Genomic DNA, 24,247 nt, shown 5'->3' with positions numbered 1-24,247 from the left:
ACCCGCGATATCGCGCGTCCGCCGGTCGTCTCGAGGACGACCGGACCCGACGACTTATTTCGCCGCCGACCCTCATCACGACCGTGTCGGAGTTCGCGTTCGAACTCGAACTGTGCGCCCGCCTGGAGGAGCGCGAGGAGGGGATCGTCGCGCGCCAACTCGGCGGGAGCGTCGCCGATCCAGGGGGGCGGATCCTCGATGTCATCCGCGTCGAACCCGGCCCCGAATTCGCCGACCGCGTCGCGATCACGAGCGAGTCGATCCCCGACGCGGCCATCGATTCGGCCGTCGGCACCGGACGGGCCCGCTACTGGAAGGACGCCTTCGACTGCCACCCCGAGCGCGCCCGCAGCGCGACGGAGCGGGCCGTCGAGATCGGCTTCTTCGAACGCGACCACGGCGCGACCACGACCAGGAGCCGCGAGTACGTCCGACAGGTCGCCCGCTACCCCGACTGGTACGACCGACTCCTCGGGATCGAGAACAAACCCGACCTCGGCCGCCCGGGGGACCTCGAGGCCCAGTTGCGAACGGACGTCAGTCTCGGACTGGTCGACGAGGTCGTCCTCGCGACCGAGAGTTACGTGACGCGCGCCCACCTGAACCGGATCCCCGACGCAGTCGGCGTCTGGCGAGTTCACCGCGACGGGGCGGACGCGGGCGGCTCCCTCGAGATCGAGGTGCTCCGCGAGCCGACGCCGTTGGCCGTCGACGAGCCCGGCATCGAGCCACTCGAGTCCCACCCCGGCCGCACCGAAATCGAGGTCGTCTCCCCCGAGGCGAAGGCTCGCACCCGCCGACGGATCGCCGAACGGGCCTACGGCAAGGGGTGGCGAACGTACGACGTCCCCGCCTGTATGGCCTGCCGCCCGGACGACGCCAGCGGTGCGACGCTTCCCTACTGCGAGTGGAAGGCCCGAGTGGTCGACGCCGGCTCGGAGTGTGGGTCCTCGTGTCCGGGATACCAACCGACGTCGGCGTCCGAGTCTCGAGTCGACCTCGAGGCCGAGCGCGATCGCCGAACCGCGTGGGAGGCCGAGCCGAGCGGAAAGCGGCGACGACAGTCGGGACTCGATCGGTTCGGCTGAGACGGTTTGCCGTCCCGATTGCCCGGTGGGACCACAGTACGGTCCCGGTCCCACCGGCACTGACGGACAGTAGACCGTACGAGCGCCGCCAATCTCGACCGCTCGAACGGAAACCGTGAATCTATAGCACGTACTGCTCGCCGTCGATCGCCAGTGGCTCCTCGAACGCCTCGTCGGCAGGGTAAAAGTGTGCGAGATGAACCAGCCGCGTCTGCTCGGCGTTCAGTTCCGCTGCCAGCCCGAGCGCGCCCTCTCGAGTCATGTGTTTCGTACCGAACGTCCGGGGGACGCCGTCGGCGTCCTCGTGGCGGCCGCCGAGGGGGTGATACTCGCAGAGGCTCGCCGGGACGATTCCGTCCGCAAGCAGGAGATCCGCGTCGGCCAGCACCGCGCGGGACTCCTCGGGAACGTCGTAGCTCGTATCGCCCGTGAGCGACAGTTTCGCGCCCGTCACCGGATCCTCGACAGCGAGTCCGTAACAGACCAGCGGCGGGTGGTCGACGGGCACCAGCGTCACGTCGAGCCCGCAGATCCGGACCGTCTCCAGTGGCGTCGTCGGAACGACGGTGAGTGGGTCGAGATAGTGATAATCGTCACGGACCGTCCCCGCGACGCTCTTTCCCGTCTGAGGATCGGTCTCGTCGGCCGCGTAGACCTCGAGGGAATCGAGCACGCGAAAGACGTTGCCCAGGCCGTCGAGGTGATCGAAGTGGACGTGCGTGATGACGGCTGCGTCGGGCAACGGGACCTCGTCGCGGAGGAACTGGTACCGGAAATCGGGACTGAAGTCGATCAACAGCGACTCCTCGGTCCGCTCGTTCTCGACGTGGACCGAGAACCGCGTGCGCTCGACGCCGCGCTCGCGTGCGGCGGTACAGGTGTCACAGTCGCAGCCGACGGTCGGCGTCCCCGTCGTGTCGCCGGTCCCGAGTAGGCTCACCCGCATCCTTACGTCGCCCCTCCGAGAGCGGTCGGGGAGCGAAGAGCGAGCGATCGCCGGGACCCCGAACCGCCGACTCGTCGCCGCCTACACATACGAGTGCCCTTCCTCGAGTGCCGTTCGGATGAACGGGTGGTCCGATTGCGATTCGAACCGATCGGCGGGGAGGACGTGGACCGAGAAGACGACGCCGTGCTCGAGCCCGACGGTCTCGGCGAGTGCCTCGAGCCGTCGCTCGATCTCCTCGTCGTCCTCCTCGAGGACGAGCAATACCTCCATGGACGCGTGCACGCCGCGGTCGTCACCCCGAACGGCGTCGCCGAAGACGACGAGTTCCCGGATCGACTCGCCGTGTTCGGTCCGCGCCCGGCTGGCGAACGCATCCGCCGCGTTCCCCCCTGGTGTGCTTTCGCTCATACGGGGTGATTGACAGCCGTCGCATAAAGGGTATTCCCCGCGGACTGTGTCGGTCCCTATTCCGTCTCGGAATCCTCGGCGACGCGCCCGTCGTACTCGTGCTCCCGAAGGAGATCCGGCTCGACGTCGCGTAAGACCGCCTCGTGAGTCGCCTCGAGGACGACCGGCGGCGCGCAGTCGGCCTCCGCCGCTTCCACCCACCGAGGGAGACAGAGACACCACCGGTCGCCGGGCTCGAGACCCGGGAACTCGAACTCCGGTCTGGGTGTAGTGAGATCGTTGCCCTGCGCTCGGCTGAACCGCAAAAACTCCTCGGTCATCACGGCACAGAGTTCGTGTCGGCCCCGATCGGACTCGACCCGGCGACAGCAGCCGTCCCGCAGATAGCCCGTGGGTGGGTCGGTGCTGCAGGGCTCGAGTTCGGTGCCGTACACGTTCCGGTCGTCTGGCATACGTTCCGCAACGGGCGGCGGGTGGAAAAGGATGCTGTCGGACGGACGAGACGTGGTCCCTCGTCGAACGGTTCATACGGTTTGCTGTCCCGCTCTCCCGGTGGGACTGCAGGGCGGTCCCGGTCCCAGCGGCACTGACGGACAGGCGACCGTATCAGTGATCGTGGTCGTGGTCGTGGTCGTGGTCGTGATCGTGGGAGTGACCGCCGTCGCTGGCCTTGTCGAGGTCGCCGCCGGCGACGAGCGCGTCGTGGTCGCCCCCCATCATGTCCATGTTCTTCAGCGTATCCCGCTCCTCGAACTCCTCGACGGCATCGAGGAGGTCCTCCTGGGTGAGCGTCGTCCGATCCTCGGTTAAGGCCTCGAGCACTGCTTCCCGAAGCACCATCCGAAGGTCGCTGCCGGTCAGTCCCTCGGTGACCTCGGCGATGAGCTGTGGGTCGAACTCGTCGATATCCATCGTCCGCGTGATGAGCCCGAGGATGTCCGCCCGCATGCCGTGGTCGGGTTTGGGGAAGTTGATGATCTCGTCGAAGCGCCGCCAGGCAGCGTCGTCTAGCTGGTCGGGGTGGTTGGTCGCCCCGATGAGCAAGACGTCGTCCTCGATGAGCGAGATGTTGTCGATGCTCTTGAGGAGGGTATTGACCGCACGCTTGAGCGCGGCGTGTTCGTCGCTCCGACGGGTCTTGGCGACGAAGTCGAACTCGTCGATAAAGAGGATACAGGGCGACAGTCGCTTCGCGACTTCGAACGTCTTGTCGACGTTCTTCGCCGTTTCGCCCAGGTACTGGCTCGTGATCATCGAGAGTTTGACCTCGACGAAGGGGAGGTCCATGTCCTGTGCCAGCGCCTGTGCCGTGGACGTCTTCCCGGTTCCCGGCGGGCCGACGAACAGCAGTTTCCCGATCTCTCGCAGGCCGATATCGGCGAGATAATCCCGGTGTTCGATCGCCTTCGAGATCTTGTTGAGTTCGTTTTGCTGGTCCTCCGTGAGCACGAGGTCGTCGAGAGACATATCGACCTCCTCGGGCGCGCGGACTTCCACGAGGTCGAGCATCTCCTCGTCGTCCTCCTCGTCGAAGTACTCGTTGAGCAGGCCGTCGATCCAGACGCGGTCGGCCTGAATCGGCCGGTTGCGCTCGCGGGCCTCCTCGTGGGAGACGTCGAACTCGTAGGCCTCGTGGGTCGCGAAGTGTTTCGCCAGCGTCGGGTTCTCGAGCAGTCGGTCCTCGTCGACGCGCTCGGCGAACCACTCCTCGGCCATGTCTTGCTGGGCGAGGGTGATCGTGCCCGAGAACTCGTCGCGCTCGGTGAACATCAAATCGGCGACGGCCTCCCACGGGCGGTCGACGCCGGTTGCCTCCCGCGCGGTCGTGGTCGTGACCGACAGCGGGCGACTGATTCCGGCGGGTTTGCGGGAACTCCCGCCGCTCTCGTCATCGCCTCCGCTTTCGTCGTCGACGCCACCGGTCCAGTAGACCCGGCGGAACGCCGGCGGGAGATCGTTCTCGTCTAGCGTCCGGTCGTCCGAATACACGCTCGTCGTGAGCAGAAACTCCACGACATCGAGCGCCGCATCACTCATTCCGTGGACCTATTCACTACACGTTCTTAACAGCGTCGTCACGCGCAACGTATGCAATTGCGTTCCACCCGCGGGGACGGAAACGGGGGTTCGAACCCGGAAATCGGCACAACCGTTTTCGTGTATCGGCTCACAGTCACGGGTATGAACGTGTTGCTGGGTCTGGGCGGCAGCGACGAGTCGGTGAAGACGCTCCGACGGACCATCGAGCGGACGCGCGAGGTCGGTGACGAGCTTACCATCGTCGTCGTCGACAAGCCGGAGTCGAAGCGCTCACAGGAAGCGATGTATCAACAGGCCCTCGATCGGCTCGAGGAGGCAGACATTACCGACGTCGAGGTCGAGAAACTCGAGGGAGATCCCGGAAGCGCGCTGGTCAATTACGCCGAGCAAGGCGAGTTCGACCAGCTGGTGATCGGCGGCGGTACCCTGAGCCCGATGGGGAAGATTCAGCTCGGCCCGATCACCGAGTTCGTCCTGTTGAACGCACCGACGACGGTCAAGCTGGTGCGATAACGATGGCTGGATCGCGTCAGTATCCCGACGAACCGTCCGGTCCGTTCCCCGCACCGCCGACGACGATCGAGGATCGAGAGGGGCGATCGATCGAGATCCAAGCGCCGTCGGCGTTCACCGACGAGACGCTCGGAGACGTCGTCGAGATGTACACCGAGTTCGATCCGACCGACCGCGCACAGGGAATTCCGCCGACCGGCGAGGAGCGCATCCGCAACTGGCTCGAGACGATCGGCGACGACAGCATCAACGTCGTCGCCCGCCACGACGGCGACGTGGTCGCCCACGCGATGCTCGTTCCCGACACCGACGATCCGTCCGCGATCGGCCACGACGCGGACATCGAGTGGGAGCTCGCGATCTTCGTCCTCCAGGCCTACCAGCAGGCCGGTATCGGGACGACGCTGCTCGAGAACCTGCTGGGCCACGCTGCCGAGCTCGGGATCAGGCGGGTGTGGCTGACCGTCGAACGCTGGAACAACCCCGCGATCGCCCTCTACGAACGGGTCGGCTTCGAATCGACCGGGACCGAAAGCTTCGAACAGGAGATGGCGATTCGACTCGGGACGGGGTGAGACGGCGGGACTCGCTGAGCGATCAGACCGACAGCACGGGCTGACTCGCGTACGAGAGGACGTACTCGGCGGCCTTCTCGAGGACCTCCGCTTCGGCTCGAGTGACGGGTTCCCTGGGGAGGACGATGAAGTCGGCGTCGATCTCGTCGGCAGTGTCGAGGACGACGTTGCCGGGGTGGCGCGTCTTCCGCGTCTGCGAGAAGCCGTCGTCGACGGAAGTGGTGAGCGAGACGCCCGCATCGGCGGCGATCTTGCCGATGTCGTCGAAAAAGTCCTGTGTGTTCTCGGCGATGGCGGTTTCGTCGACCATGCCGGCGTCTAACCCGCGTACGACGCCACGCCCGAGAACGAAAAGCGCGTGCACGGAGGCGTCGTAGCGGTCGGCGACGGCGACGGCGTATTCGACGGCGGTGGCGGACTCGTCGCTTCCGTCGACCGGTGCGAGGACGGTGTCGACGGTAAACGGCTCGCTGGCGTCCATACGCGGCAGTGGGTGGCCCGTGACAAAAAAGCCCCCTTCCCGGCGCGAGTGGAGACCCGTTCGCTCCGCTTCCGAACAGAACAGTATAAGCGACCGCACGCGCAATCCACTGCCATGTTCGATACGGTCGTCGTTGCTACCGACGGGTCCGACAGCGTGAAACGGGCCGTCGACGTCGCGCTCGATCTCGCCGCCCGGTTCGACGCCGAGGTCCACGCGCTCTCGGTGATCGACGCCAGCGAGGTCGACGCCTCACCCCAGCAGCTCCGGGACGAACTCCGCACCGCCCTCGAGACGACCGCCGACGCCGCGCTGGCTACCGTCGCGGAACGGGCGGACGGGGACGTGACGACTGCGACCCGCGAAGGCCGACCCGCCGTCGAAATCTGTGAGTACGCCCGCGAGGTCGACGCCGATGTCGTCGCGACCGGGACCCGGGGCCGCCACGGCGAGAACCGGCTCCTGCTCGGCAGCGTCGCCGAACGGATCGTCCGCACGTCGCCCGTCCCCGTCCTGACGGTCCGGCAACTCGAGACTGCAGGCGACGGCGAGGACGCGGTCGCTGCCGACGCCTGAGACGGTCCCCTGTACCGACGTGTCGGCGCAACCACGGGGCGGTTCGTGGGGACGCCGTCGCTGACGGACAGGAGTCCGTACGACCGCCGGTCGCGATCGGCTCGCGATACCGGCGATTACTTCCCCGCCGGTCACCCAGCACGTACCATGTACGACGAACTCATCCGGAGCGACGAGCTGTCGCTCGCTCGGAAGTCAGTGCTGCCGGGGACCGGCTTCTTCCTTCCCGATACGCTCGAGGAGGACCTCGAGGACCAGCAGACCGAAGCCGCACTCGAGGGTGCCGAGGCCGCGGTCATCGCGGATCCCGACGCCGACGGCCTGGCCTGCGTCGCGCTGATTCGAGCGGCCTACGACGACGTCCAGAACGTCCCGGAGCCCAACGACGAGGAGCCAGCCGCCGGCCCGGACGAGGGCGACGAACCCCTCGAAGAGCCCGAGCCGACGCCACACAACGTCGCGCTCGTTCCCGCGAGTCCCCACGACGTTGAGGACGCGCTGGCCCGCGTCGCCGAGTACGGCGACGCGGGAATCGACGTCTTCGTCTGCGACCTCGCGCCGGACCGCTACGAGTACGTCGAGGACGAACTCGACGCGGCGCTCGCGACCGCCGACGGGATCGCCTGGTACGATCACCACCAGTGGGGCGACGACGTCGCGGCGGCGGTTCGCGACGCGGGCGTCGACCTCGTCGTCGGCGACTCCGAGGAGGAGTGCAGCGCCGACGTCGTCTACCGCTCGCTCGAGTACGAGTTTGGACCCATGTACGAGGAACTCGCGGCGGTGACGCGGGATCACGACCTCTGGCTCCGGGAGGATCCCCGCAGCGACGATCTAGCGGACTACGCCTACTGGACCGACCCCGCGGAGTACGTCGAGGTCGTCCGCGAGTACGGCGTCGACCTCCCCGAGTGGGTCACCGACTACATCGCCGAGCGCCGCGTCGAGAAGGAGGCGCTCATCGAGCAGGCGGTCGGCCGGGCGGAACTGCGCGAGATCGGCGGCTACACGGTCGGTATCACCTACGGTCGTTGTTCGCAAAACGAGGTCGCCGAAGCGATGCGCGAGCAAGGTGCCGACGCGTCGGTCATCGTCAAACCTGCCGGCTCGGCCTCGATTCGGGGCACCGACGCGTTCGAACGGTGCCACGAGGTCGCGGGGAAGGTCAACGGCGGCGGCCACCCGAAAGCCGCGGGTTGTAAACCCGACATCTACGACGACATGCTCGACTACGCGAACCACTGGACGACCCGCGGCGCGGTGACGAAGCAGGTCATCCTCGACGGGTTCCGCGAGGTCGTCGCGGACGAGGACGTCGAGGGCGACGAAAGCGAGGACTGACCGGTTCGAAAAGCGTCCGTACTGATTTTTCTCTGGCTAACGGGAGCGGTGCCACGGCGTATTACTCCGTGCTGACCGACCGGTATGCGGTGGCGCGCGCTGTCGGCGAGGCGCGACCGACGGGAACGCCTCGAGCACGAACGGTGAGCGAAGCGAGCCGTGAGCGGGCCGGCCGAACGATATGAGGACGGGAGACGACACTGTCCGGGGTCGTCGCGAGTAGTGCGTGACCAACGGTCCCGCATACCACGCGAACGGGTGCAAAGCACCCGTGAGCAGATGGAACGAGCGACTGCTCGGAAGACGCGACGCGTCTTCCGCTGGATGAGCGAGGGAAGGATGACCGAGCGAATCGGTTGGGGAGGGTTGTGGCCCCTCCGTGTTGCCACGATAGCAGGACACTCACGTCAACACGTCTGCTTGACACCACGATTCCGCTACTGCGGGTCCGAAACGTCGCTTACCCTCGAGACGCGAAGTACCGCATCACGAGCTGGAGGACGTGAACGAAGACGCCCGCGACGGCGATGTAGACGCCGATCGTCTGGAGCGCCACCGAGGCGCTGCGCTGGTCGCGGACCTTCCAGATCTCCCAGCCCAGCCGGAGCAGAAAGCCCAGAAAGACGAGGACGAAGCCGACGAGTAACACCGGGGCGACGAACGTCCCGATCGCGATGGCGATGATCCCACCGATGAACGCGTAGTTGGCGTAAGACCCCCAGTGCTCGAACGTCTTCGAACGGGCGTAGACGTACGCCGAGATCAGGGCTGTCATTGCGGCGACGACGACCGCCGTTACGGCGAGGATCGTCGGCTGGGACTCCCGCGGCACGAACCGCAACACGCCGGCTCCGAAGACCCCGAAGGCCAACTGCAAGAGTACCATCCCGACGAACGCGATCGCCATATCACCACGGTCGACGCCTCGCTCGGCGACCAGCTGGCCGGCCATGATCGCCGCGCCGTAGGCGATCACACCGACGATCGGAAACGCGAACAGATAGTCGTTGACCGACGCGAGCGGCGTCACCGCGACGGCGTACATCACCGCGACGTTGATCGCCATCAGGACGCTCGCGCCGCCGATCACGCGCGCTTCGCGACTCGAGAGACCGAACCCGCGCCCGGTCTCGTACGGGGTTTCGGTCGAACTCATTCCGTATGGGTACGCGAGTCTCGTCCAAAAGCGGACGGCCGACAGGTGACGGTATCAGCCGGGGGGAGAGTCATCGCTCGCGAAACGGCGGCGTTCTCGGTGCAGTGTTCGAACGGCTGCTTACTGTGTCGCCACTTCGGTGACGTTCCACCGGTCCGAGAACGCCGTCCCGCAGGTGCACTGGGCATACGCGTGAACGACGGCACCGTCGGCGTAGATCCCGCCGACCTCCTCGTTCCGTCCCTCGGCGAAGGCGAAGACGAACTGGGTCGTGTGGGGGCCCCCGTCGCCGGCAGCCGGACACTGCCCGCCCGTGAGATCCTCGGCGATCTCGCCTTCGTTGCTCATCGCGGACTTGGCGAACTCCATCGCACCGGTTCCGGTCGCCGCCTGGAAGGCGTTGCGCCCGCGCTCGCCGTCGACCACGATCAGCGTGCCGTCGTCGACGCGGTCGCCGAACTGCTCGAGTCGCTCGTCCGAGACGTAGGAATCGGCCAGAAACAACGCGACATCGTCGAGCCGCTCGCCCGCGAGAAACTCCGCACGTGGGTCACTCATGGAGTCGGATTCGCGCTCGAAGTGGAAAAAGGACAGTATTCGCGTCCCGTTCCGCGAGACGAACGCGATCGTGTCGCCGAATCCCGTACACGGGTGCGCCCGGCTATCACCACCGTCGCTGTCGGAACCAGGGGACGGCGAACTTACCGGTCCTCGAGGTCCTTCGCGATCTCACTCAGGCTCCCGCTTGGCGGTTCGTAGGCGTCGTAGTAGGTCGTCTCGCCGGGCGCGCGAACGCCGTAGAGAAACTCCGGTTCGACGACGTCGATCAGCACCGACCCGCCCGCCGGGACCTCCTGTGTCGCGGTCCACTCGGCGAGTCGATCGGTGCCGCCGCTGGGATCGCGGGCCAGATCCGGGGTGTCGTAGATCCCCGGAATCGCCAGGTCCTCGCCCGTCAGCGCTCGTTCGACCCGCGCGAACAGTTCCGTCCCCTCGAGGACGATCCGGACGACCTCGTCGGTCGGAAACGCCGAGCGATCGTCGGCCGGGACCTCGAGTTTGACGCCCGTGGCCGTCTCCGTACACGTCGATCGGACCGTTTCCACCGAGGGATGGTCACTCGCAATTCTGTCAGTCATTGAAAACGAATCGGAGGGATGTCGACGCGACTTACTCGTCGCCGTCGTCGCTGAGCAGTTCGTCGACGTCGGTGCTGCCGCGGTCGACGATCGAGGCGTTGATCTGCGCGACGGCAGCCGATACTTCACGGCCGCGGACGGTGATTCGACGGCGTTCGCCGTCTCGGGACGGCTTGTAGCCCGTTTGCTCTTCTTTCATCAGCACTTCCTTCAGGTTCGGCCCCGCGACCTCGTCGGTGAGCGGGCGACCCGCCTCGTCGGAGCCGCCGGTGATCTCGAGCGTATAGCCGTCGAGTCCGACGGCACCGCCGTCGACCTCCTCGCCGATCGACTTGCCGATAAAGCGGTTCGCGTCCTGTTCTTCCGCCTCGAGCTGATGGGCCAACCCCGAATCGGGGTCGCCGACAACGACAGTGAAACTTGCCATGCCCGACGGAAGACGGCCGTCGCTCAAAAGATCATCGATCCCACCGAACGGGCGTCGACGAGCGGATCGGCAGCCAAACCCGTGCAGAGAGCCGGTTGCTCGAAGAGCCCGTTCGTACCGAATCACGTCCCGAATCCGCGAGTTTTACTCGGTCCCGGTAGTCCACTCGAGTATGATCGAGGACCGGGATCGCCTCGCATCGAGCGAAGCCCGCGGACTCGCACTCGAATGCCTCGAAACCGGAATCGAGGCGGGCCATCCGCGAACGGTCGTTCGCGAAGCCGTGGCGCTCGAGGGCGACACCCTCCGCGTCGGCGACGTAGCGTACGACCGCCGCGAGTACGAGGAGATCGTCGTCCTCGGCGGCGGCAACGCGGGGGCACACGTCGCCGTCGCGCTCGAGGGAATCCTGGGCGACCGGATCGATCGAGGCGTCGTCGTCACGGACGACCCCGTCGAGACCGATCACGTGACCGTTCGGGAGGGCGACCACCCGGTGCCGAGCGAACGGGGTGTCGACGCCGCGCGCGAACTGCTCGAGACGGCCGATGCCGTCGACGAGGACACGCTCGTCCTCGCGGTGATCACCGGCGGCGGCAGCGCACTCATGCCCGCGCCCGCGAGTGGAGTGTCGCTCGCGGACCTCCAGTCGACCACGGACGGCTTGCTCGCCAGCGGGGCCGACATCCACGAGATCAACGCGGTCCGCAAGCACCTCTCCGCGCTGAAGGGGGGCCAACTGGCGCGCCGACTCGCCCCCGGGACGGTCGCCTCGGTGATCCTGAGCGACGTTGTCGGGAACGACCTGAGCGTGATCGCCAGCGGACCCGTCGCGCCCGACGAATCGACGTTCGAGGACGCCCTCGTGGTCCTCGAGCGGTACGGGATCGACGCGCCCGACGCCGTCGTCGACCGCCTCGAGCGCGGCACGGCCGGCGAGATCGCCGAGACGCCAAGCCCCGGCGATCCCGCGTTCGACACCGTCTCGAACCACGTCGTCGCCGATGGCATGACCGTCCTCGAGGCGGCACGCGAAACGGCAGCCGGCCGGGGCTACGAGACGCTCGTGCTCTCCTCGCGCGTTCGGGGTGAGGCCCGCGAGGCGGCCACGACACACGTCGCCGTCGCCGAGGAGGCGCTGGCGACGGGCACGCCGATCTCGCCGCCGGCCGTGATCCTCTCGGGGGGCGAGACGACGGTGACGGTCCGGGGCGACGGGGCGGGCGGTCCCAACCAGGAGTTCGCGACGAGCGCGGCGCTCGCACTCGAGAACGAGGGCAGTGAGAACAACGGGACCGGGGACACTAACCGAGGCAAACCCGAGAACGGGGGCGAGATCACTGTCGCCGCGGTCGACACCGACGGGATCGACGGCACGACCGACGCGGCCGGCGCGCTCGTCGACGGGACGACCGTCGCGGACCCCGACGACGCTCGCGTGGCCCTCGCGGAAAACGACGTTTATCCGTATCTCGCGTCCCGAGATGCCCTCCTACTCACGGGGCCGACCGGGACGAACCTGAACGATCTGCGGGTGCTGGTCGTCCGGTAGTATCCGAATCGATTCCGAACGGAGACGCGATACCGGTGTCGCGGACGCGTTCGACATCCGAATCGAACGCCTCGAGACCCCGTCCCGATCGACGGAGCCCTACGGCCCCGAATCGGGGGTGAGCACGTCGATCACGCGACAGGCGTTCTTGGAGAAGGCGCGGCGGAGCAGATCCCCCGAGACGTCGAGCGTGAGGATCTCCATGACTGCGACGTTGGGATGGCAGGCGGGCGCGCCGCTCCCGAAAAAGACGCGATCGGGGTGTTCGAAGAGCGCCCGCTCGAGTTGCTCGCGGTAACGGACGAAACTCGTCTCGAGGTAGCAGTCGTCGTACTCCCCGAGGAGGTCGATCATCTCGTTCATCAGCGGCTGGCTCAGCGGATGGCCGCCGAAGCGGCCGACGACGACGGGGAACGAGCGGCCGAGCAACAGCGACGCGAGCGTTTCGGGTGGCGCGTCGACGCCGCCGCGGACGATCACCGGCAGGTCGACGTCCTCGAGGGCGGCGAGGACGTCGTCGTCGGGATAGCCGTCGACGGTGGGGTCGAGGACGAATCCGTGAAACCGATCGTCGTAGGCGTACTTTTCGATGTCGCTGGGAGAGGTGTGGTGGTCCGTTCGCTGGCGAACGGCGTTCCGGAGGCGTCCGGTCGCGTTCCGGCCTGGCGTCTGGGTACCGTTGATCCGTGCGAAGGCGACGAACGGACGGTCGACGCTGCGTCTGGCGACGCCGTTGTTCGGCGCGACGTAACTCGTCCCCGCTCGTGACGGCGGAAAGACGATGGATCTGGTGATGCCCGCCTGATGCATCTCCCGCTCGAGGCGGTCCGGCGTGATCGTCAGTCCGCGGGAGGTGTCGCTGTCGTCGACCGGCGACAACCGCACCGAGACGTCGACGACGCGAAATCGGTGTTCCAGTTCCAGCATCCACTGGGTCATTTCGCGTCAACCCATATTTCCCTACTGGCCCCGTCGACCACCAGCCTGGTGATAGTTCACACGGACAATCGCAAGACGGAGCGGCGGTAGGAGGGAAAGAATTATATAGAAGTGCTGACGACATGGTTAGTGAGGATCAACGATGGCACAACAGCGACGCATGGGTGGGCAGCCCATGTTCATTATGAGCGAGGACAGTCAACGAACGCAGGGTCGGGACGCGCAGTCGTCCAACATCATGGCCGGCAAGGCAGTCGCCGAGTCGGTACGGACGACACTCGGCCCCCGCGGCATGGACAAGATGCTCGTCGACTCCGGCGGGGACGTCGTCATCACGAACGACGGGGCGACCATCCTCAACGAGATGGACATCGAGCATCCCGCCGCCCAGATGATCGTCGAGGTCGCCGACACCCAGGAGGAGGAGGTCGGCGACGGAACGACGACCGCAGCGGTGCTCGCCGGCAACCTGCTCGGCGAGGCCGAGGACCTCATCGAGCAGGACGTCCACGCGACGACGATCGTCGAGGGCTACCACGAAGCCAGCGAGATCGCCCTCGAGGCGATCGCCGAGCAGGTCGACGAGGCCGACGTCGACGACGAAATTCTCCGCCAGGTCGCCGAGTCGAGCATGACCGGCAAGGGCACCGGCGGACTCACGGCCGAGACGCTGGCCGAGACGGTCGTCGACGCGATCCAGCACGTCGACACTGACGAGGGCGTCGCACGCGACAACGTCACCGTCCACACGGAGGTCGGCGCCTCCTCGAACGCGACCGAACTCGTCCCCGGCATCATCGTCGACGAAGAGCCCGCCCACGACGGCATGCCAAGCGAGGTCGAAGACGCGTCGATCGCCATCCTGGACGTCGAACTCGACATCCAGACGGGCGACGTCGACGCCGAGTACGCCATCGACTCGATCGACCAGCTCAACGCCGCGATCGACGCCGAGGAGGGCGAACTACAGGGCTACGCCGAGACCGTCGCCGACAGCGGGGCCGACGTCGTCTTCACGACCGAAGACGTCGCCGACCGCGTCGCCAACGCCCTCGCCAACGAGGGGATCCTCGTCTTCGAGGGACTGGGCGACAGCGACGCCCGACAGGTCGCCGCCGCGACCGGCGCACGCCGCGTCGGTGACCTCGACGATCTCGAGGAATCCGACTTCGGCTCGGCCGACCGGATCCACACCGAATCCTTCGGCGGCGACGATCTCGCGTTCGTCGAAGGCGGTGCGGCCGCCGAGACGGTCACCGTCTTCGTCCGCGGGGGCACCGAACACGTCGTCGACGAACTCGAGCGCGCTATCGGTGACGCACTCGACGTCGTCGCGACCGCACTCGAGTCCGGCGAGGTCGTTCCCGGTGCCGGCGCGACCGAGATCGCGATCGCCGACAAGATCCGCGAGGAGGCCGCCGGTATCGAGGGTCGCAAACAGCTCGCCGTGACGGCCTTCGCCGACGCGGTCGACATCGTCCCACGGACGCTCGCGGCCAACACCGGCCGCGATCCCATCGACGTGCTCGTGGACCTTCGTGCCGCCCACGAGTCCGAGGGCCGGGCCGGCCTGATCACCAAGGGCGACGAGGTCACGATCGACGATCCCTTCGAGTACGGCGTCGTCGATCCTGCCGACGTCAAACGCGAAGCCATCGAGAGCGCGACCGAAGCCGCCACGATGATCGCCCGCATCGACGACGTCATCGCCGCCGAATAACGTCGCTGTTCGCGGCATCGATCCCGAATACCGCCTTTTTGTCGACGGGAACCCAAATCCCCCAGCAGCGGCCATATCGACTAGCCATCACTGTTAAGTGTTAACACATTGTAGTCAGATGTATTATGTCCGGAACCGCTCCGCGAGAGACACTGACGCCGATCGCCGACACCAACGGTCGCACGGTCTACTACGACGACGACCGTGGTACCTACCACACGTGGTGTGACGACGGCGCCTACGAACCGGTGAGCACGGCACTCCTCATGACCGTCTCGTCGGTACTGGGGGTCGAACCCGACGACCTCGAGGCGCTCTCGGAATGCGTCGAACCGGACGCGCTGAACGCGCTCTTCGTTCACTGGCGCGGTGACGAGTCCCGCGTCGGTGACGGGTCGATCTCCTTTCGGTTCTCACAGTGTGCCGTGACGGTGCGTGCGGACGGCGAAATCGAGATCGATCCGACGCGGCGATCCGTCGTCCCGGCCGAGAGGTGACGGACCCGACCGGCCCGAGTCAGTTGGGGGACGGGCTGGCGGGCTCGAGGACGACCCGATCGCCGGGCGCGAGGCCGAAGGCCTCGTCGCCACGCCCCTGATTGACGTCGAGTTCGACGGAGCCGTGGCTCCCGACGGTCGCGAGTCGGTCTCCGACGGGGACGGCTGCGAACGTCTCGCCCACCGGAACGATGGCCCCGTTCGCGACGACCCGTTCTCGTCCGTCGAGATACGAACCCGGAACGTTCGTGACGACGTTGCCGAAGCCGTCGACCACCACCACCTCGCCCGTCACTCGCTCGTTCTCGATGACGGCTCGGGGAAGCTCGAGATCGACGCCCACTGATCCCGACTCGAGCCACTCGAGGGACTCGAGTGCGTCGATATCGGCCTCGTGAACGCCGGCGGCGGCGGGTGCGAAGACGTCCCGTCCGTGGAACGTGTTACTCGCCGGTGGCCGATCCGTCGCCGACTCGCGGACGGATTCCACGGCCGTCGTCGGTTCGACGGGGCCGAGCGTCCGCTCGTCGATCACGAACGTGTCGAGTCGATCCGCCCCGCCCGCGAGCCGCCGAGCCGCAGGGAGCAAAACGCCGTTGTCCGGGCCCACGAGCAGGTGCCCACCGGCACGGAGAACGATGCCCTTCCGGTCGGTTCCGACGCCGGGATCGACGACGACGAGATGGGTCGCAGGCGGGAAGTACGGCAAAACCTCTCGAAGCCAGAACGCGGCCGTCCGGACGTCTTGCCGGGGGAAATCGTGTGCGACGTCGACCAATCTGGCGTCCGTTCGCTGCAACAAGACGCCCTTCATCGCCGCCGGATACGGCGTGCCGAAATCGGACGCGAGGGTGATCATGATCGCCCTACGAGACGATCGGTGAAAATCGATACGCCTCGGCGTCGCCGAGGATGGACCGCTACTCCCCGTTCGAGTCCGAGTCGCTGACCATCTGGATGCGCTCGAGGCCGTCGATCTCGTCGACGACCTCGACGACGGCATCGGGGACGAGCGACTCCCAGTCGCCATCGTTGATCATCCGCTCGCGGACCTCCGACCCCTCGAGGACCTCGCGGTTGAACATCGGCGACTGGCGGATGTCGATATCGGCCTCACGAAAGAGTTGGATCACCAGCGGGTTGTTCGAGTAGGCGACGTCGAAGTCGGGACTCATGCTCTGGACGTGGCTCACCCACACCGAGTTTCGCTCGAGGTCCTCGATCGGGACCGCGTACGTGACGAGATCGTAATCGACGAGCGATTTCGTGATCATCATGATCCGTTCGCCCGCGGTAAACGGGTTCCGAACGGTATGCGAGTCGTCGGCGCTGCCGATTCCGAGGACGAGTTCGTCGACGTCCGCGGCGATCTGTTCGACCATGCTCCGGTGGCCATTGTGAAAGGGCTGAAACCGACCGATATAGAACCCCCGAGTCATGCCGGACACTGTACGGGCACAGCGCTTAAGCGTGGCGAGTTTCCGAGGAGTCGCGGTGTCGACGCATCGTTCGTGTCTGGACATAATCAGTTACCACCCCTCACCGACAGTGTTCGATCGAGACTGATCACTCAACAGAATATTCCAATTATAGTAACATCGTATTAAAGAGATCGGTGTTGTGCGCTGATTCCCATCCACGGCCGCTGTTCCCCCCGGTATCCGCAACTGACACCATCCTCCGCATGGAGAAAGTATATCAGTCCCAATCCCTTCGAATCAGGTACTGAACAGAGTTCTATGAGTAACGATACGAACGTTGACGACCCTCCCGAAGACGCTTCGGACGCTCGCCCCGACGAGAACGAGCCCGAGCGTCAGGGAGACCGGTCGCCGCTCGAGGAGGACGGTGACCGCCACAACGACGTCGACGACCCGATCGAGGACTTCGATCCGGCCTCCGACGAGGACGACCCGATCGACGAATTCGAGACGCCGTCCGACGACGAGGACGACGACATCGAGACCGTCGAGGACCTCGGGAGCACGGTCGAGGTCGATCCCGGCGTCGAGGTCGACGAGGAGATCGCCGAGGACGACCTTCTGGGCGGTCTGAAGATCGATTCGACCGAGGACATCGAGGTCCCCGATCGGCTCGTCGATCAGGTCATCGGCCAGGACGAGGCACGAGATATCATCATTAAAGCAGCCAAGCAGCGCCGACACGTCATGATGATCGGCTCGCCGGGGACCGGCAAGTCGATGCTGGCGAAGGCGATGAGTCAGCTGCTTCCCAAGGAGGATCTCCAGGACGTTTTAGTCTACCACAACCCCGACGACGGCAACGAGCCGAAGGTTCGCACCGTTCCCGCCGGGAAAGGCGAACAGATCATCGACGCCCACAAGGAGGAGGCCCGCAAGCGCAACCAGATGCGCTCGATCCTGATGTGGATCATCATCGCGGTCGTCATCGGCTACGCGATCCTCAGCCCCGCCAGCATTCTGCTCGGCGTCCTCGCGGCAGGGATCATCTGGCTGATCTTCCGCTACACCAGTCGTGGCTCGGACGCGATGGTGCCCAACATGATCGTCAACAACGGCGATCAGCGCGTCGCGCCCTTCGAGGACGCGACCGGTGCCCACGCCGGTGCACTGCTGGGCGACGTCCGTCACGACCCCTTCCAGTCCGGCGGCATGGAGACCCCGAGTCACGACCGCGTCGAGCCGGGGTCGATCCACAAGTCCAACAAGGGCGTGCTGTTCGTCGACGAGATCAACACGCTCGACATCCGCACCCAGCAGAAGCTGATGACGGCCATCCAGGAAGGCGAGTTCGCCATCACGGGCCAGTCCGAGCGCTCCTCGGGCGCGATGGTCCAGACCGAACCCGTCCCCTGTGACTTCATCATGGTCGCTGCCGGGAACCTCGACGCCATGGAGAACATGCACCCCGCGCTCCGCAACCGGATCAAAGGGTACGGCTACGAGGTCTACATGGACGACACCATCGAGGACACCCCCGAGATGCGGCGCAAGTACGCCCGCTTCATCGCCCAGGAGGTCGAACGCGACGGCCGCCTGCCACACTTCACCGACGACGCCGTCGAGGAAGTCATCCTCGAGGCCAAGCGCCGTTCGGGCCGGAAGAACCACCTCACGCTGTTGTTCCGCAGCCTCGGTGGGCTGGTCCGCGTCGCCGGCGACATCGCCCGCGCCGAGGACAAGGAGTACACCACCCGGGACGACGTCTTGCAGGCCAAGCGACGCTCGCGCTCGATCGAACAGCAACTCGCCGACGACTACATCGAGCGCCGCAAGGACTACGAACTGCAGGTCAACGAAGGCGGCGTCGAGGGCCGCGTCAACGGCCTCGCGGTCATGGGCGAGGACTCGGGTATCATGCTCCCGGTCATGGCCGAAATCGCCCCCGCACAGGGTGGCGGTCAAGTGATCGCGACCGGCAAACTCCAGGAGATGGCCGAGGAATCGGTCCAGAACGTCTCCGCGATCATCAAGAAGTTCTCCGACGTCGATCTCTCGGAGAAGGACATCCACATCCAGTTCGTCCAGGCCGGGCAACAGGGCGTCGACGGCGACTCCGCCTCCATCACGGTGGCGACCGCCGTCATCAGTGCCCTCGAGAACATCCCGGTCGACCAGTCGGTCGCCATGACCGGCTCGCTGTCGGTTCGGGGCGACGTGTTGCCGGTCGGCGGGGTCACCCACAAGATCGAAGCCGCCGCCAAGGCCGGCTGTACCAAGGTCATCATCCCTGAAGCGAACAAGCAGGACGTGATGATCGAAGAGGAGTACGAGGAGATGATCGAGATCATCCCCTGTGCGAACATCAGCGAAGTCCTCGACGTCGCCCTGATGGGCGAACCCAAGAAGGACTCGCTGGTCGATCGGCTCAAGTCGATCACCGGGACGGCGTTCGACCAGGGCACCGTCGGCTCCGCCGGCGGCTCGAACCCCAGCCCACAGTAAATGCCCCAGTGGGCGACGTTCGTCGGGATTACGGGCGTCGTCCTCGTAGTGCTGCTCGTTTTATCGCATCTGACCCAATCGGCGTTTAGCGACGGCCCCGCGGCCCCCAGCGACGAGCCCGAGGCCCGGGCTGACGCGTCGTTCGAGACCGATTCCGACGCCACACCCACCGACTCGAGCCCCCGACCTCACGAACCACCAGCCGATGCCGACGGGGACGGATCCGTCCCTGAAAACCGGGAGTCCGACCGAGCCGTCCGGCCAGCGGAGCAGTCGTCGACCCTCGACCCAGCGCACCGCACGAACGGTACCGGTGATGAGCGCACGAACAGCACTAACACCCCCGATGACGAGAGCAACCGCAACCCCGCGACTGCCTCCGACGGCTCGAGGGAGGGCCCCACCGCCGCTCTCGGTGACGATCGACGGGGACGGCTCGATCGGGACGTCGATCCGGACTCGCTGTCGACCGGGATGGTCCTGGCGAACGTGGCCTTCTCGCAGGGCCTGTTCGCGCTCGTGTTACTCGGCGCGGCGGTCTACACGGCGATTCCGCCGTCGGCGCTGGGGATCGACGCCTCCGTATCGGCCCTCGAGACGGGACTGCGCTGGGGGATCGCGGTCGGCGTCGTCGTCTACGTCGGGAACGAACTCGCCGCGGCGGCGGCGACCCACCTCGGCTTCGATCACGACGAGGACCTGCGGGAGCTCTTAGCGCCCGATTCGACCGGCGACTGGCTGCTCCTGTTGGGCGGCGTCCTCCCGATCATCGCCGTCTTCGAGGAGTTTCTCTTTCGGGCGGCGCTGATCGGCGTCCCCGCCGCCGGCTTCGGCCTCTCGCCGTGGCTGCTCGCGGTCGGCTCGTCGATCGCGTTCGCGCTCGGCCACGGCATGCAGGGCTCGATCGGGATCGTCGTCACCGGCCTCCTCGGGTTCGTCCTCGCGGTCGTCTTCATCGTCACCGGGAGCCTGCTGGTCGTCGTCGTCGCTCACTACCTCGTCAACGCCCTCGAGTTCGTCGTCCACGAAGGGATCGGTCTCGAGTGGGCCGAAACCCTCGAAGGCTAAAGCATGGGAGCCGATTGATCGAGTCATGGACGTGACTGCCGGATCGACGGCGCGCTCTCGAGCGATCACTGCCCTGATCGTCGGCTACTTCGTCGTGATAGCCTACGCCACGATCACGAACGATCCGCTGGCGGCGACCGTTGCGGAACTGGGCTTCGGCGTCATCGCGATCGCCGTGGGAGCGATGCTGTACGGTCAGCGTCGCGAACCGCGATCGGTGCTGGCCGTGGCTGCGGGCTGTCTCGTCGCCGGCGGCGTGTTCACCTTCGGTGCCGTCGTCACGCGGTCGGCAGCCCTCAACGCGCTCTCGTCGCTGCTGGTCTTTCTCGGGGTCGGCTGCTACGTCTACGCGCTCTGGCGTGCGAACTGAAACGGGAACCGCTCTCGGTCGTCGATCACGCGCTCGTCCGAAGCACCTGTGCCGTCGGAAGCCGCCAGCCGTAGGTGACGGCGGCGATGCGCGTTCCGACCGTCACCGCTGCACAGATCGCCGCGGCGACGCTCCCGGAGGCTCCCAGGAGGACGACCACCCAGTAGGTCCCACCGCCGAGTACTGCACAACTCGCATAGAAGTCCTCGAGCAGAATGAACGGCGATCGGTCCAGCAGGATGTCCGCGAACGCACCGCCGCCGACGGCGTTGATCGTTGCGATCGTGACGACGCCAAACCCCGAGACGCCGACGTCGGTCGCGACGATAGCACCGGCCGTGGCGAACGCGGCGAGTCCGACGGCGTCGGAGAGCAGCGTAATCGGATGATCGTCAGCCGAATCGACGGCGACGCTCACGCCGATCGCCAGCGCCACGCCGGCCAATCCGAGGGCGATCTCGACCGGCGACTGCAGCGCTAGTGGCACCCGATTGACGAGGATGTCTCGCGTCGCGCCGCCGGCGAACGCCGTGACGAGTCCGACGACGGTGACGCCGAACAGGTCGAACTCCTCGCGGATCGCCTTGGTCGCCCCGACCAGCGCGAACGCGACGAGTCCGATCGCGTTCATCGCGGCGAACGGATCGACGAACAGCGCTGCAGCCACCTCTCGTACCACTGGTTTCGTCAAGGCCAGCGAGCGTCTTGAGCGCTACGCATCGTCAGCGCGCTCCATCGGGGACGCGACGGGGACGACAGACGCTAAAACTGCTCGAGGCCGGTCTGTTCGGCCGCGGCGAGCGCGTCTTCGCAGGTCGACCACGATTCGCGTGCGAACGGTGGGAGTTCGCGGTGTTCGTCGACGTACGCCGCGAGGAACTCGCGGGTGGTCGAATCGCCCGGATAGCCGCTGCCGATCTCCCCGTACTCGTCGGCGAGGGCGGCGACGTGTGCGTCGCGTTCGACCTTGGCGACGATACTCGCCGCGCCGACCAGCGGCGACTCGTCGTCGGCACCGTGACGCGCGTCGACGGCGATCGACTCGAGCGAGCAGGCCGCCGCGACCCGGCGTGCGAACCGGTCGGCGTCGGTGTCGCAGGCGTCACAGAGTCCCGTTATCGGATCGTTCGTGGCGACGTCCCGTTCGAACTCCGCGAGGGCGTCCTCGATCGCCTCCCCGTGGGCTGCGACCGCAAGCGAGTTCATGTCCGTCTCGGGGTCGTCGATCCGCGCCGGCGTGACTTCGGCGACGCCGACCGCGATCCCATCGTCGTCCCGCAGGATCGCCGCCAGTTCGTCGCGTCGATCGGGCGTGAGTCGTTTCGAATCCCTGATTCCGTCGGGGAGGTCGGCCGGGTCCTCGAGGAAGACGGCCGCGGCGAACATCGATCCCAGGGCTGGGCCCTTGCCGGCTTCGTCGACGCCGAATGGCATACTCCGTGGATCCGTCGCCGCGTGCTAAACCGTTGCGTTGTCGGTCCCGGACGTGTCACACGATATTTATCCGTGGGCGCGAAACGGCGTGTCGTGAATTCGGAGACGGAAGCAATCGAACTCGATGTCCCGACTCGACTCCTCGAGCCGGCGGGCGTTCTCTCGACTGCGCTCGGAGCGAGCCGGTCCGGGCTCCTCGTCGCTGCGCTCGAAGACTACCTCGAACGCGTCCGTGACGGCGCGCTCGAGCAGGAGGTCGCTGCCGCATACTACGACGACGAAATCACGTTCGAGGAACTGACTGCGGTGGTGGGTCGGAAGCGAGCGGCGGATTTCCGCGTTCTCAAACGCCACCTCGAGGACTCGGTCGTCGACGAACTCGCCGAACCGTAGGCGCGAGACGGCGCAGGCCGCGTGGCCGAACCGGGGGGTTTCAGACGGACTCCTGTCGGTCAGTGCCGGCTCAGCCGCGACCCGCGGTGGGGTAGGCCGGGAACCAGTGACAGCGAAACCGTCTCAGGCGTCTCCCGATGCCGTCTCGCCGTCGTCGCGTGGCTCGTCCAGGAAGTACTCCTCGCGTTCGAACGGCTCGTCTTCGCCTTCGACGGCGGTCACGTCCAGTGCCGTCACTTCGGCCTCGGTCTCGAGGACGCCCGCCAGGCTCGGCTCGGTCCGGCCGTCGTCGCTGCTGACGAGTTCCTTCACGTAGAGGCCGCCTTCACCGTGGATCCGGACTTCGGCCTCGGTCGGCGAGCGGAGATCGGCGCCGATCCCGTACACCGTCCGCTCGCGGGTCAGTCCGGCTCGCCGGTGGTCGACTCGTTCGGGGGTGTACTGATCGACGGTCGTCCCCTCGAGTTCGGCGAGCGCCGTCTCGAGGGCGTCTTCGTCGACCGGCGCCGCGAACTCGACGTCGGCCCGGTACTGTTTGCTCGCGTCGTGTTCCTTGACGCGCTCGACCATCTCGTAGGTCGCCAGCCGGAGCCCCGAGACCTCGACTGCCCCGTCGGCGGCCTCGTTGATCTCGCGCTCGAGCGTTTCGGGATCGGGATCGCGCGTCTTCGGTCGTTTCACCTCGAGGACGAACGGCCGGCCGCCCTCGAGCATGCGGGCGTCGACGTCCTCCCGTCCCGCGCCGTGGAAGGTGCCCTCGTCGCCGTTCATGGCCGCGACGACGTGGGGGCGAACGACCTGTTCGACGCTCGTGTCGTACAGATACCCGGAGCCGCCGCAGTACTCGCAGGGCTCCTCGCCGCCGTCGCCCAGTTGGATCCCGCTGCCGCCACACTCCCGACAGGGCCACTCCGTCTGTGGGATGTCGCGCTCGAGTTTGCGATACCGGCCGTAGACGAACGCGGGGTTGATCTGGACGTCGACCGCGTGGCTCGTGACGGTTCCCGACTCGAGGGTTTCGCGCGGATCGAACCCCTCGAGATCGACGACGGCGAGGACGTCGGGCCGATCGAAGTCGACCTCGGTGTCCGTTTTCGCACCGACGCGTCGTCCCACTTCGCGGTTCATTTCGCGCTTGATCGACTCGCCGACATCGGGCTCGAGGCCGGCGTCCTCCCGGAAGAGTCGCTCGTTCTCCTCGACCAGCGGCGGCACCCGTGTGCCGACCTGATAGGTGGCGAAGTCGACGCCCTCGAGGGCCTCGACGATCGTCTCGGCGATGGCGTCGAACGTGCCACAATACCCCTCACAGACCCAGCAATCCGCGGGATCGGTGGGCTCGAAGTCCTCGTCGTCGGCCAGCGCGACCGTCGTCCGTAGCGCCCGACCGCGTTCGGCGTTGGTCAGCCCGAAACTCCGCTCGGCGAAGGGCCGCCCGAGACAGGAGTCACAGACGGCTCCGGTCGCCAGCAACGCGCGGGCGTCTTCCGTGATCATGTCTCGAGAGTGGGGGAGCCGCGGGTAACACGTTTTCCCTTCGCCGGGGCGGCCGTCGCTGTCCGGACCCGCCGACCGGGATACCTCGGACGCGGGCGAGCGTAGCCACGGCGACCGCTGTGAGATCGGGGAGAGAACGCCCTCCCGCCGAGCAGTCG

27 protein-coding genes are annotated in these 24,247 nt (G+C 66.6%); 12 read left to right on the top strand and 15 right to left on the bottom strand.

Translation table 11 applies throughout. From position 1 onward, the window contains the following. Positions 1–83 precede the first annotated feature (83 nt). Positions 84–1,088 carry a DUF5787 family protein gene (locus CP557_RS18520; protein ID WP_097381716.1) on the top strand — a complete coding sequence of 335 codons (1,005 nt, stop codon included), beginning with the start codon at positions 84–86 and terminating at the stop codon, positions 1,086–1,088. A 121-nt stretch (positions 1,089–1,209) separates the two neighbouring features. Here CP557_RS18520 and CP557_RS18515 read toward each other — a convergent pair whose 3' ends face one another. The 4 genes from CP557_RS18515 to CP557_RS18500 form a co-directional block, all read right to left on the bottom strand. Next, a complete protein-coding gene (locus CP557_RS18515; protein ID WP_097381267.1) occupies positions 1,210–2,034 on the bottom strand; it encodes an MBL fold metallo-hydrolase in 825 nt (274 codons plus the stop codon). A gap of 81 nt (positions 2,035–2,115) precedes the next feature. Further along, positions 2,116–2,445: a hypothetical protein gene (locus CP557_RS18510; protein ID WP_097381266.1), complete on the bottom strand. Its 330-nt coding sequence runs from the start codon at positions 2,443–2,445 to the stop codon at positions 2,116–2,118. A gap of 56 nt (positions 2,446–2,501) precedes the next feature. Then, positions 2,502–2,897, bottom strand: coding sequence for a DUF2237 family protein (locus CP557_RS18505; protein WP_097381265.1), 396 nt, complete (start codon positions 2,895–2,897; stop codon positions 2,502–2,504). 154 nt (positions 2,898–3,051) lie between these two features. Continuing rightward, positions 3,052–4,482, bottom strand: a complete 1,431-nt coding sequence (locus CP557_RS18500) for an ATP-binding protein (protein WP_097381264.1) — start codon at positions 4,480–4,482, stop codon at positions 3,052–3,054. 144 nt (positions 4,483–4,626) lie between these two features. Here CP557_RS18500 and CP557_RS18495 point away from each other — a divergent pair, with 144 nt between their 5' ends. Together CP557_RS18495 and CP557_RS18490 are read left to right on the top strand one after the other, a co-directional pair. Beyond that, positions 4,627–4,998 (top strand): universal stress protein, encoded by a 372-nt coding sequence (locus CP557_RS18495; protein ID WP_097381263.1) that lies wholly within the window; start codon positions 4,627–4,629, stop codon positions 4,996–4,998. 2 nt (positions 4,999–5,000) lie between these two features. Continuing rightward, positions 5,001–5,573, top strand: coding sequence for a GNAT family N-acetyltransferase (locus CP557_RS18490; protein ID WP_097381262.1), 573 nt, complete (start codon positions 5,001–5,003; stop codon positions 5,571–5,573). 22 nt (positions 5,574–5,595) lie between these two features. Here the strand turns inward: CP557_RS18490 and CP557_RS18485 are convergent, their stop codons facing one another. Next, positions 5,596–6,054: a universal stress protein gene (locus CP557_RS18485; RefSeq protein WP_097381261.1), complete on the bottom strand. Its 459-nt coding sequence runs from the start codon at positions 6,052–6,054 to the stop codon at positions 5,596–5,598. Positions 6,055–6,168: 114 nt separating this feature from the next. Between CP557_RS18485 and CP557_RS18480 the strand changes: the two genes are divergently transcribed. Both CP557_RS18480 and CP557_RS18475 read left to right on the top strand, forming a co-directional pair. Then, positions 6,169–6,630 carry a universal stress protein gene (locus tag CP557_RS18480; protein ID WP_097381260.1) on the top strand — a complete coding sequence of 154 codons (462 nt, stop codon included), beginning with the start codon at positions 6,169–6,171 and terminating at the stop codon, positions 6,628–6,630. A gap of 147 nt (positions 6,631–6,777) precedes the next feature. Next, complete coding sequence (locus tag CP557_RS18475) at positions 6,778–7,971, top strand: DHH family phosphoesterase (protein ID WP_097381259.1); 1,194 nt, start codon at positions 6,778–6,780, stop codon at positions 7,969–7,971. A gap of 460 nt (positions 7,972–8,431) precedes the next feature. Here the strand turns inward: CP557_RS18475 and CP557_RS18470 are convergent, their stop codons facing one another. From CP557_RS18470 to CP557_RS18455, 4 genes are all read right to left on the bottom strand, one after another. Continuing rightward, positions 8,432–9,127 (bottom strand): hypothetical protein, encoded by a 696-nt coding sequence (locus CP557_RS18470; RefSeq protein WP_097381258.1) that lies wholly within the window; start codon positions 9,125–9,127, stop codon positions 8,432–8,434. 120 nt (positions 9,128–9,247) lie between these two features. Next, a complete protein-coding gene (locus CP557_RS18465) occupies positions 9,248–9,685 on the bottom strand; it encodes a DUF5807 family protein (protein WP_097381257.1) in 438 nt (145 codons plus the stop codon). A gap of 143 nt (positions 9,686–9,828) precedes the next feature. Continuing rightward, positions 9,829–10,266, bottom strand: a complete 438-nt coding sequence (locus CP557_RS18460) for a DUF7112 family protein (protein ID WP_097381256.1) — start codon at positions 10,264–10,266, stop codon at positions 9,829–9,831. 31 nt (positions 10,267–10,297) lie between these two features. Next, positions 10,298–10,693 carry a 30S ribosomal protein S6e gene (locus CP557_RS18455; RefSeq protein ID WP_097381255.1) on the bottom strand — a complete coding sequence of 132 codons (396 nt, stop codon included), beginning with the start codon at positions 10,691–10,693 and terminating at the stop codon, positions 10,298–10,300. A 172-nt stretch (positions 10,694–10,865) separates the two neighbouring features. Between CP557_RS18455 and CP557_RS18450 the strand changes: the two genes are divergently transcribed. Then, a complete protein-coding gene (locus tag CP557_RS18450) occupies positions 10,866–12,245 on the top strand; it encodes a glycerate kinase type-2 family protein (protein ID WP_097381254.1) in 1,380 nt (459 codons plus the stop codon). A gap of 99 nt (positions 12,246–12,344) precedes the next feature. Here CP557_RS18450 and CP557_RS18445 read toward each other — a convergent pair whose 3' ends face one another. After that, entirely contained in the window at positions 12,345–13,172 is an 828-nt protein-coding gene (locus CP557_RS18445) for an amidohydrolase family protein (protein WP_097381715.1), read from the bottom strand. A 187-nt stretch (positions 13,173–13,359) separates the two neighbouring features. Here CP557_RS18445 and thsA point away from each other — a divergent pair, with 187 nt between their 5' ends. Then, the gene (gene thsA / locus CP557_RS18440; RefSeq protein ID WP_097381253.1) at positions 13,360–14,904 is read left to right on the top strand and encodes a thermosome subunit alpha; all 1,545 of its coding nucleotides are present in this window, start codon (positions 13,360–13,362) and stop codon (positions 14,902–14,904) included. Between the two features lie 125 nt (positions 14,905–15,029). Continuing rightward, positions 15,030–15,401: a HalOD1 output domain-containing protein gene (locus CP557_RS18435; protein ID WP_097381252.1), complete on the top strand. Its 372-nt coding sequence runs from the start codon at positions 15,030–15,032 to the stop codon at positions 15,399–15,401. Between the two features lie 19 nt (positions 15,402–15,420). On the opposite strand, the gene CP557_RS18430 is transcribed toward CP557_RS18435, so the two are convergent. After that, on the bottom strand, positions 15,421–16,260 hold the full coding sequence (locus CP557_RS18430) for an SAM hydrolase/SAM-dependent halogenase family protein (RefSeq protein WP_097381251.1): 840 nt from the start codon (positions 16,258–16,260) through the stop codon (positions 15,421–15,423). 61 nt (positions 16,261–16,321) lie between these two features. Further along, the gene (locus tag CP557_RS18425) at positions 16,322–16,840 is read right to left on the bottom strand and encodes a nicotinamide-nucleotide adenylyltransferase (RefSeq protein ID WP_097381250.1); all 519 of its coding nucleotides are present in this window, start codon (positions 16,838–16,840) and stop codon (positions 16,322–16,324) included. A 300-nt stretch (positions 16,841–17,140) separates the two neighbouring features. On the opposite strand from CP557_RS18425, the gene lonB reads away from it, so the two are divergent. Genes lonB through CP557_RS18410 form a run of 3 tightly spaced genes read left to right on the top strand, consistent with a single transcriptional unit; the run spans position 17,141 to position 20,765 of the window. After that, positions 17,141–19,327, top strand: a complete 2,187-nt coding sequence (gene lonB / locus CP557_RS18420; RefSeq protein ID WP_097381249.1) for an ATP-dependent protease LonB — start codon at positions 17,141–17,143, stop codon at positions 19,325–19,327. After that, positions 19,328–20,395 carry a CPBP family glutamic-type intramembrane protease gene (locus CP557_RS18415; protein WP_097381248.1) on the top strand — a complete coding sequence of 356 codons (1,068 nt, stop codon included), beginning with the start codon at positions 19,328–19,330 and terminating at the stop codon, positions 20,393–20,395. Between the two features lie 25 nt (positions 20,396–20,420). Next, positions 20,421–20,765, top strand: a complete 345-nt coding sequence (locus CP557_RS18410; protein WP_097381247.1) for a hypothetical protein — start codon at positions 20,421–20,423, stop codon at positions 20,763–20,765. Between the two features lie 25 nt (positions 20,766–20,790). Here CP557_RS18410 and CP557_RS18405 read toward each other — a convergent pair whose 3' ends face one another. Further along, the gene (locus CP557_RS18405) at positions 20,791–21,444 is read right to left on the bottom strand and encodes a trimeric intracellular cation channel family protein (RefSeq protein WP_097381246.1); all 654 of its coding nucleotides are present in this window, start codon (positions 21,442–21,444) and stop codon (positions 20,791–20,793) included. An 83-nt stretch (positions 21,445–21,527) separates the two neighbouring features. Then, entirely contained in the window at positions 21,528–22,199 is a 672-nt protein-coding gene (gene rnhB / locus CP557_RS18400; protein WP_097381245.1) for a ribonuclease HII, read from the bottom strand. Positions 22,200–22,292: 93 nt separating this feature from the next. On the opposite strand from rnhB, the gene CP557_RS18395 reads away from it, so the two are divergent. After that, a complete protein-coding gene (locus CP557_RS18395; protein WP_097381714.1) occupies positions 22,293–22,592 on the top strand; it encodes a hypothetical protein in 300 nt (99 codons plus the stop codon). 123 nt (positions 22,593–22,715) lie between these two features. Here CP557_RS18395 and CP557_RS18390 read toward each other — a convergent pair whose 3' ends face one another. Beyond that, the gene (locus CP557_RS18390; RefSeq protein ID WP_097381244.1) at positions 22,716–24,089 is read right to left on the bottom strand and encodes a tRNA pseudouridine(54/55) synthase Pus10; all 1,374 of its coding nucleotides are present in this window, start codon (positions 24,087–24,089) and stop codon (positions 22,716–22,718) included. Positions 24,090–24,247: the final 158 nt, after the last annotated feature.

The organism is Natrinema ejinorense, assembly GCF_002494345.1.
GTDB classification, from domain to species: Archaea; Halobacteriota; Halobacteria; order Halobacteriales; family Natrialbaceae; genus Natrinema; species Natrinema longum.
The sequence above is the reverse complement of the archived record's forward strand: the minus strand, read 5'-3'. Positions and strand labels throughout refer to the sequence as shown.

Excerpts from the sequence above, each read along its gene's own strand:
- CP557_RS18445 (WP_097381715.1), bottom strand. The coding sequence starts at position 13,172 with ATGCTGGAACTGGAACACCGATTTCGCGTCGTCGACGTCTCGGTGCGG.
- CP557_RS18390 (WP_097381244.1), bottom strand. The coding sequence starts at position 24,089 with ATGATCACGGAAGACGCCCGCGCGTTGCTGGCGACCGGAGCCGTCTGT.
- CP557_RS18495 (WP_097381263.1), top strand. The coding sequence starts at position 4,627 with ATGAACGTGTTGCTGGGTCTGGGCGGCAGCGACGAGTCGGTGAAGACG.
- CP557_RS18485 (WP_097381261.1), bottom strand. The coding sequence starts at position 6,054 with ATGGACGCCAGCGAGCCGTTTACCGTCGACACCGTCCTCGCACCGGTC.
- CP557_RS18470 (WP_097381258.1), bottom strand. The coding sequence starts at position 9,127 with ATGAGTTCGACCGAAACCCCGTACGAGACCGGGCGCGGGTTCGGTCTC.
- CP557_RS18510 (WP_097381266.1), bottom strand. The coding sequence starts at position 2,445 with ATGAGCGAAAGCACACCAGGGGGGAACGCGGCGGATGCGTTCGCCAGC.
- CP557_RS18465 (WP_097381257.1), bottom strand. The coding sequence starts at position 9,685 with ATGAGTGACCCACGTGCGGAGTTTCTCGCGGGCGAGCGGCTCGACGAT.
- CP557_RS18460 (WP_097381256.1), bottom strand. The coding sequence starts at position 10,266 with ATGACTGACAGAATTGCGAGTGACCATCCCTCGGTGGAAACGGTCCGA.
- CP557_RS18500 (WP_097381264.1), bottom strand. The coding sequence starts at position 4,482 with ATGAGTGATGCGGCGCTCGATGTCGTGGAGTTTCTGCTCACGACGAGC.
- rnhB (WP_097381245.1), bottom strand. The coding sequence starts at position 22,199 with ATGCCATTCGGCGTCGACGAAGCCGGCAAGGGCCCAGCCCTGGGATCG.
- CP557_RS18475 (WP_097381259.1), top strand. The coding sequence starts at position 6,778 with ATGTACGACGAACTCATCCGGAGCGACGAGCTGTCGCTCGCTCGGAAG.
- thsA (WP_097381253.1), top strand. The coding sequence starts at position 13,360 with ATGTTCATTATGAGCGAGGACAGTCAACGAACGCAGGGTCGGGACGCG.
- lonB (WP_097381249.1), top strand. The coding sequence starts at position 17,141 with ATGAGTAACGATACGAACGTTGACGACCCTCCCGAAGACGCTTCGGAC.
- CP557_RS18505 (WP_097381265.1), bottom strand. The coding sequence starts at position 2,897 with ATGCCAGACGACCGGAACGTGTACGGCACCGAACTCGAGCCCTGCAGC.
- CP557_RS18415 (WP_097381248.1), top strand. The coding sequence starts at position 19,328 with ATGCCCCAGTGGGCGACGTTCGTCGGGATTACGGGCGTCGTCCTCGTA.
- CP557_RS18430 (WP_097381251.1), bottom strand. The coding sequence starts at position 16,260 with ATGATCACCCTCGCGTCCGATTTCGGCACGCCGTATCCGGCGGCGATG.
- CP557_RS18480 (WP_097381260.1), top strand. The coding sequence starts at position 6,169 with ATGTTCGATACGGTCGTCGTTGCTACCGACGGGTCCGACAGCGTGAAA.
- CP557_RS18435 (WP_097381252.1), top strand. The coding sequence starts at position 15,030 with ATGTCCGGAACCGCTCCGCGAGAGACACTGACGCCGATCGCCGACACC.
- CP557_RS18450 (WP_097381254.1), top strand. The coding sequence starts at position 10,866 with ATGATCGAGGACCGGGATCGCCTCGCATCGAGCGAAGCCCGCGGACTC.
- CP557_RS18425 (WP_097381250.1), bottom strand. The coding sequence starts at position 16,840 with ATGACTCGGGGGTTCTATATCGGTCGGTTTCAGCCCTTTCACAATGGC.
- CP557_RS18515 (WP_097381267.1), bottom strand. The coding sequence starts at position 2,034 with ATGCGGGTGAGCCTACTCGGGACCGGCGACACGACGGGGACGCCGACC.
- CP557_RS18410 (WP_097381247.1), top strand. The coding sequence starts at position 20,421 with ATGGACGTGACTGCCGGATCGACGGCGCGCTCTCGAGCGATCACTGCC.
- CP557_RS18490 (WP_097381262.1), top strand. The coding sequence starts at position 5,001 with ATGGCTGGATCGCGTCAGTATCCCGACGAACCGTCCGGTCCGTTCCCC.
- CP557_RS18455 (WP_097381255.1), bottom strand. The coding sequence starts at position 10,693 with ATGGCAAGTTTCACTGTCGTTGTCGGCGACCCCGATTCGGGGTTGGCC.